This is a genomic window from Brevundimonas sp., assembly GCF_023259385.1.
GTDB lineage: Bacteria > Pseudomonadota > Alphaproteobacteria > Caulobacterales > Caulobacteraceae > Brevundimonas.
Genome location: NZ_JAHFPF010000195.1, coordinates 1 through 6,840, shown reverse-complemented (window position 1 = coordinate 6,840; position 6,840 = coordinate 1). Strand labels below are relative to the sequence as shown.

The window sequence follows — 6,840 nt, the reverse complement described above, 5'->3', positions numbered from 1 at the left end:
AGGGTGACGATGTAGGGCGTCTTCCACTTCGGGTGAACCTTGGCGAAGCTCTCCGGCAGCAGGCCGTCGCGCGCCATCACGAAGAAGATGCGGGTCTGGCCGTAGATCATCATCAGGATGACCGAAGGCAGGGCCAGCATGGCGGCGATGCCCAGGGCGTTGCCGACGGCCGGGAAGTTGATCTCGCGCAGGACGTGGGCCAAGGCCTCGTTCGAGCAGACCAGCTGGCTGGAGTTCTGGGCCAGGGCGCAGGCGGCGGTGAAGGCGGGCGACCCCGGCTGGACGGCGTGACCGTCGGCGCCGAGCACCAGTTGGGCGCCGATGGCCCCGACCGCGCCGGCCGCGACCAGCAGATAGAAGATGGTGCAGATGGCCAGCGAGCCGATCAGGCCGATCGGCACGTTGCGCTGCGGGTTCTTGGTCTCTTCGGCGGCGGTCGAGACCGCGTCGAAGCCGACGTAGGCGAAGAAGATCGACGCCGCGGCGCCGACGATGCCCATGCCCGTGGTGCCTGCCGGTCCGAACCAGCCGTTCGGCGCGAAGGGCTGGAAGTTGCCGGATTTGATGACCGGCAGGGTCAGCACGATGAAGGCGGTCAGGGCGGCGACCTTGATGGCCACCAGGATGGCGTTGACGCGGGCGCTTTCCGTGGTGCCGATCATCAGCAGCAGGGTCACGGCCAGGGCGACGACGATCGCCGGCACGTTGATGAGCCCCGCCGAGAAGTCTGGCGTCGGGATGAAGCCGTTCATCGTCCAGACCGGTCCGGCCTGAAGTTTGTCAGGCCAGTCGAAATGGAGCGCGTTCTCGATCAGCCCCAATACATAGCCGGACCACCCGACCGACACGGCGGATGCGGCCACCGCATATTCCAGGATCAGCGCCCAGCCGACCGTCCAGGCCAGCAGTTCGCCCATCACGGCGTAGGTATAGGTGTAGGCCGAACCGGAAACCGGAGCCATCGCGGCCAGTTCCGAGTAGCAGAGCGCGGCGACGGCGCAGACGGCGCCGGCGATGATGAAGCTGTACATCATGCCCGGGCCGGCCTTCTGCGAGGCGGCCGCGGTGAGTACGAAGATCCCGGTGCCGATGATCGCGCCGACCCCCAACAGGGTCAGTTGAACCGGGCCGAGCGACCGATGAAGCGACTTCTTCTCGGCCGTGGCCAGAATCGCGTCGAGCGATTTAACGCGCCACATAAGATTACCCCTCCGACTTATTTAGCAGCCCTCTCGCTGCTTTGGCGCGGACGCTAGCGGGGTGAAGGGCCAGTGGCAACGCGGTTTCCGAAGCGTGAACCTGTCGCGACGCTTTGATGACCTGCCTCGTTGCCGCTAGACCGCAGCTTTCTTGGCGCGCTCCTCGCGCATTGCGCTACTGAGCCGCATGACGACGCTTCCCATCCACGCCGTTCTTGAGCCGCTGAAGGCCGCGCTGGCGCAGAGCAACGCCGCCGTGCTGGCCGCCCCGCCGGGCGCGGGCAAGACCACGGTCGTGCCTCTGACCCTGCTGGATCAGCCGTGGCTGGGCGAGGGGCGGGTGCTGGTCTTGGAACCGCGACGCCTCGCCGCACGCGCCGCCGCCGACCGCATGGCCGCCTCGCTGGGCGAACAGGCGGGCGGAATCGTCGGCTACCGCACCCGTCTGCAGAGTCGCATCGGGCCGAAGACCCGCATCGAGGTCATCACCGAGGGCGTCTTCACCCGCATGATTCTGGACGACCCGGCGCTGGACGGGGTCGGCGCGGTGCTTTTCGACGAATTCCACGAACGCAGCCTGGACGCCGACCTCGGCCTGGCGCTGGCGCGGGAGGCGCAGGGGCTGCTGCGCGAGGACCTGCGGCTGCTGGTCATGTCGGCGACGCTGGACATCGCCGGAGTGTCGAAGCTTCTGGCCAATTCTTTGGGGGAATGGGCGCCGGTGATCGAGGCCGAGGGCCGGATGTTCCCGGTCGAGACCCGCTATCTGGGCCGCGGCGCCGCTGAACGGTTCGAGGACGCCGTCGCCCGCGCCGTGCGCCAGGCGCTGGCAGAGGAGACCGGCTCCATCCTCGTCTTCCTGCCGGGACAGGGTGAGATCCATCGCGTCGCCCGAGCTCTGGGCGAGCGCCTGCCCGCCAACGCCGACGTCGTCCCCCTGTATGGCGCGCTGGACAAGGGCGAGCAGGACCGCGCCATCGAACCAGCCGTCGCCAGACGCCGCAAGATCGTGCTGGCCACCTCGGTCGCCGAGACCAGCCTGACCATCGAGGGCGTGCGCGTGGTCATCGACGGCGGCCTGTCCCGCGTGCCCCGCTTCGAACCCTCCAGCGGCCTGACCCGGCTGGCGACCGTCAAGGTCAGCCGGTCTTCCGCCGAACAGCGCAGGGGCCGCGCGGGCCGGGTCGAGCCGGGCGTCTGCTACCGCCTTTGGGACGAGGAACAGACGCGGGGACTGGTGGCGCACCAGCGGCCGGAAATCCTTGAGGCTGACCTGACCGCGTTCGCGCTGGATCTGGCCCGCTGGGGCGCGCGCTCGCCGGAGGGGCTGGCCTTGCTGGACCCGCCCCCCGCCGGCGCCTTCGCCGAGGCGCGCAAGGTGCTGCAGCGGCTGGACGCGCTGGACCCCGACGGCGGCCTGACCGAGCACGGGCGGCGCCTGACCCGCATCCCCCTGTCGCCCCGGCTGGCGCACATGGTCGCCGTAGCCAGCGATCAGGAAGACGCCGACCTGGGCGCCCGCATCGCCGCCGTGCTCAGCGAACCGGGTCTGGGCGGAAATGGCGTCGACCTGTCCGAGCGGCTGAAGGGGCTGGAACGCGATCGCTCGCCGCGCGCCCGCGACGCCATGAAGCTGGTCGAGCGCTGGGCGAAGGCGGCGGGAGGCGGGAAGGGCGGCGACGCCGATCCCGGGGCCCTGCTGGCCGAGGCCTTCCCCGAGCGGGTGGCCAAGGCGCGGGGCAAGCCCGGCGAATTCCTGTTGGCCTCGGGCCGCGGCGCGTTCCTGGACCCCACCGACGTCATGGCCCGCGAAGCCTGGCTGGCGGTGGCCGAACTCGGGGGAGGGGACGCCCGCGACCGCATCCGCCTGGCCGCCCCGGTCGATCCCGCCGCGCTGGATCATCGCCTCGAGGTCGAGGACCGGCTGACCCGCGAACCCTCCGGCCGGATGGTGCTGAAGCGCATCCGCCGGATCGGGGCCATCGTGGTCGATGAGAAGCTGATGGGCGCGCCCGACCGCAAGGCCGTCGCCGCCGCCCTGAAGACCGAGGCCGAGACCGACGGGCTCAAGGCGATCCGCTGGGGCGAGCGCGCCTCGGCCCTGCGCGCGCGCCTCGCCTTCCTGCGCACCTTCGACGACGGCTGGCCGGACGTGTCTGACGAAGGGCTGCATGATCAGCGCGAGACCTGGCTCTGGCCCCTGCTGGACAGTGTCCAGTCGCTGACGGCCATCCCGGACGGCGCCCTGGCCGACGGCCTGCGCACCCTCATTCCGTGGGATCGCCAGCGCGCCCTGAACGATCTCGCGCCCGAACGGCTGGAGACGCCGCTGGGCTCGGCGTCCATCGACTACGCCGCCGAAGGCGGTCCGCGCGTCGATATCCGGGTGCAGGAGCTGTTCGGGGTCAAGGTCCATCCGACCGTGGGGCGCGGCACGCCGCTGACCTTGGCTCTGCTGTCGCCCGCGCGACGGCCGATCCAGATGACCAAGGACCTGCCGGGCTTCTGGGCCGGCTCATGGAAGGACGTGCGCGCCGACATGCGCGGCCGCTACCCGCGCCACCCCTGGCCGGAAGACCCGTCCGTCGCCGCGCCGACCAACCGGGTCAAGCCGCGCGGGACGTGACGGCGGCCCGGAAGTGCTGCAGGGTGGCCGAAAGGGGCCCCTCATGAAACCAAGTCTTGCGACAGCCGCCTGTCTGCTCCTCGCGGCCTGCGGACAGCCGACCGATGCGCCCGATGCTCCGCGCGCGCCGGTTCCGCCGACCGCCCGCCAGGCTCCCGCCTCGCCGACGCCGCCGCAAGTCTTGGCGGGCGCAGTCGTGCCCGTCGGTGACGACAACCCCCTCGGCGTCCCGCCCGCCGTCTATCCGCCCCTGCCGTCCCGCTTCAGCGATCCGGCCGCCCTGGCGCCGGAGGGCTGGCGGATCGAACATCGCGTCGCGGGCGACCTGAACGGCGACGGCGCCGCGGACGTGGTCCTTGTCCTGAAGCAGCACGACCCGGTCAACCGGGTCCGGAATGACGGTTTCGGAGCGGACACGCTGGATACCAACCCCCGCCTCCTGATCGTGGGCCTGGCCCGGGACGGCGGTTATGATCTCGTGGTGCGGAACCACACCTTCATCCCGCGCCCCCTCGAACCGGCGCTGGAGGACGTGCTGGAAAGCGCTCCGGAGATCCGCAACGGGACGCTGTCGATCCCGCTGCACTACTTCGCGTCGGCCGGCGGCTGGACCATGTGGAATTCGGTCTCGCGCTTCCGCTGGCGAGACGGCGCCCTGCGCCTGATCGGACACGACTACGCCGAGGTCAGCCGCAACACCGGCGCCACCCTGGACCGCAGCGTCAACTTCCTGACGCGGCGTGTCAGCACGGTGCGGTCGACCATCGACGTGGACAAGGATCCGCCGGCGGTCTGGTCCACCCTGCCGGCCGGCCCGCTCCTGACCATCGAACAGGTCGGAAACGGCCTCGAGTACTATCCCGTCGAGGATGACGGCTAGGCGAAGGAACCGGCCTGGGCGGCCTTTCAGCAGCCGTCCATGCGGCGAAACGCCGTTTTCCCGGATCGCGCTTCGGGCGTATCGTCGCCGCCGGAGCGGTGGAGACAGAGCCATGGACAGACGCGCGTTCGGTCTCAGCCTGTTCGGCGGGGCGCTCGTCGTCTGCGCCTGCGGCAGTCGCTCGGCCGAGACCCGGGCCGAAGAACCGCCGTCCGGGAATGCCCAGGTCCGCCCCAACCTCTACGCCTGCGAAGGCTGCGAGGCGGTGTCGGAGCGCGAGCCTTCCGGCCTGCCGCCAAGCCTCCGCCTGGCCGGCCCTAACGAGCCGGGCGAACGGATGCGGCTGACCGGCCGGGTCCTGGCCGCCGACGGTGCTGCCCCCGTCGAAGGCGTGGTCATCTACGCCCACCACACCAACGCCGCCGGCCTCTATGCGAACGGGACGACGGAAACGACCTGGAGCCGGCGTCACGGCCGCCTGCGCGGCTGGGTGCGCTCCGACGCCCAGGGACGGTACGCCTTCGACACCATCAAGCCCGCGCCCTATCCGGACATGACCATGCCTGCCCATGTGCACCTGTTCCTGCGGGAACCGGGGCGGCGGCCCTATTACATCGATGACGTGGTCTTCGACGGCGAGTTCGGCGTCGACGCCGCCTATCGCGCCCGGCAGGAGGGGCGGGGCGGATCGGGGATCGTGCGGCTGGACCGGACGCCGGACGGAACCTGGACCGCGGTCCGGGACATCCGGCTGGAGCGCCATCCGGACTAGCGCGCGGCTTCTCTACCGCGAATTGCCGTCAGTATCCGGGTGCAGGCGACCGAGGGTTCGGCGTCGGCCGAGCAGCCGGTCTGGACGACCTTGAAGGCGAAACGCTCTCCCACGGCCGTCATCGTCGGCTCCATGCGCGCGATCAGGGCGTCAAGCCGCGCCTCGTCCACATTGGACGGATCCTGCAACTGCTCCAGCGGCCATTCGTCCGCCACGGCGTTGGCGGCGAAATCCTGGGCTTCGCGGACCATGGCGGGGAAACCCTCGTCGAACGCCTTGTTCAGGGCCGCCCGCTCGCTCGGTTTGATTCCGGGCAGCGCCGCCAGCTGGGCCCGCTGGTTCGGAGCACTGTCATTGAGGAAGCTCGCAAGCGAGGCGTCGATCAGCGCATGGGCGGCGGCGCGGCGCGCCTCCAGGTCGCTCTGCGCGACGGCCGGCGACGCGAACAGCAGGACGGCGGCGACCGCCGCGATGATCGGATTTCGCATTCTACAGGCCCCTCGGAAAGCGAACGGGCAGGATGATCGAACCTCCGGACGCCGTCCATGCTTGCTATTTCGGCCCATCCCGCCTATTTGGCCCGCGCACTTCGCACGTGGGCGTGGCGCAGCCGGGGGAGACATCCCCGACCGCTCCATTCCGAGGGTCCGTCCGGATCTTTAAAACGCCCACGCAACGTCTATCGGAAAAAGGAACACCCGATCATGGCTCTGCCTGAATTCTCCATGCGTTCGCTGCTCGAAGCCGGCGCTCACTTCGGTCACCAGACGCACCGCTGGAACCCGAAGATGGACCGCTACATCTTCGGCGCCCGCTCGAACATCCACATCATCGACCTGTCGCAGACCATGCCGCTGCTGCACCAGGCGCTGGTCGAGATCCGCAACGTCGCCGCCAAGGGCGGTCGCGTCCTGTTCGTCGGCACCAAGCGCCAGGCGTCGGACCCGGTGGCCGAAGCCGCCAAGCGTTGCGCCCAGTACTACATGAACAACCGTTGGCTCGGCGGCACGCTGACCAACTGGAAGACCGTCTCGGGTTCGATCGCCCGCCTGCGCGAGCTGGACAGCCTGCTGGAATCCGGCGGCGAAGGCCGCGTCAAGCGCGAGCTGCTGAGCCTGCAGCGCGAGCGTGACAAGCTGGACGCCTCGCTGGGCGGCATCAAGGACATGGGCGGCATCCCCGACATCATGTTCGTGATCGACACCAACAAGGAAGCGATCGCGATCCAGGAAGCCCGCAAGCTGAACATCCCGATCATCGCCATCCTGGACACCAACTGCGATCCGGACGGCATCACCTACCCGATCCCGGGTAACGACGACGCCGCCCGCGCCCTGCAGCTGTACTGCGACCTGATCGCCGA

At 69.8% G+C, this 6,840-nt stretch carries 6 protein-coding genes; 4 read left to right on the top strand and 2 right to left on the bottom strand.

What is annotated here, in order from left to right:
• Nucleotides 1-1,199 (bottom strand): amino acid permease (locus Q0C81_RS13955; protein ID WP_291839088.1); only part of this gene is annotated, 1,199 nt, incomplete at its 3' end.
• A gap of 187 nt (nt 1,200-1,386) precedes the next feature.
• On the opposite strand from Q0C81_RS13955, the gene hrpB reads away from it, so the two are divergent.
• The 3 genes from hrpB (at nt 1,387) to Q0C81_RS13940 (ending at nt 5,477) form a co-directional block, all read left to right on the top strand.
• Nucleotides 1,387-3,825 carry an ATP-dependent helicase HrpB gene (hrpB, locus tag Q0C81_RS13950; RefSeq protein ID WP_291839085.1) on the top strand — a complete coding sequence of 813 codons (2,439 nt, stop codon included), beginning with the start codon at nt 1,387-1,389 and terminating at the stop codon, nt 3,823-3,825.
• 196 nt (nt 3,826-4,021) lie between these two features.
• Entirely contained in the window at nt 4,022-4,705 is a 684-nt protein-coding gene (locus tag Q0C81_RS13945; protein ID WP_291839082.1) for a hypothetical protein, read from the top strand.
• A gap of 112 nt (nt 4,706-4,817) precedes the next feature.
• The gene (locus tag Q0C81_RS13940) at nt 4,818-5,477 is read left to right on the top strand and encodes a hypothetical protein (protein WP_291839079.1); all 660 of its coding nucleotides are present in this window, start codon (nt 4,818-4,820) and stop codon (nt 5,475-5,477) included.
• Here the strand turns inward: Q0C81_RS13940 and Q0C81_RS13935 are convergent.
• The gene (locus Q0C81_RS13935; RefSeq protein ID WP_291839076.1) at nt 5,474-5,965 is read right to left on the bottom strand and encodes a hypothetical protein; all 492 of its coding nucleotides are present in this window, start codon (nt 5,963-5,965) and stop codon (nt 5,474-5,476) included. The two genes, Q0C81_RS13940 and Q0C81_RS13935, sit on opposite strands and share 4 nt — an antisense overlap.
• Nucleotides 5,966-6,181: 216 nt before the next feature.
• Here Q0C81_RS13935 and rpsB point away from each other — a divergent pair.
• On the top strand, nt 6,182-6,840 hold a 659-nt coding region (gene rpsB, locus Q0C81_RS13930), incomplete at its 3' end, for a 30S ribosomal protein S2 (protein WP_291839073.1).

What these genes read in the sequence shown, in the direction of transcription:
- Q0C81_RS13935 (WP_291839076.1), bottom strand. Translation starts at nt 5,965, where the DNA reads ATGCGAAATCCGATCATCGCGGCGGTCGCCGCCGTCCTGCTGTTCGCG.
- Q0C81_RS13940 (WP_291839079.1), top strand. Translation starts at nt 4,818, where the DNA reads ATGGACAGACGCGCGTTCGGTCTCAGCCTGTTCGGCGGGGCGCTCGTC.
- hrpB (WP_291839085.1), top strand. Translation starts at nt 1,387, where the DNA reads ATGACGACGCTTCCCATCCACGCCGTTCTTGAGCCGCTGAAGGCCGCG.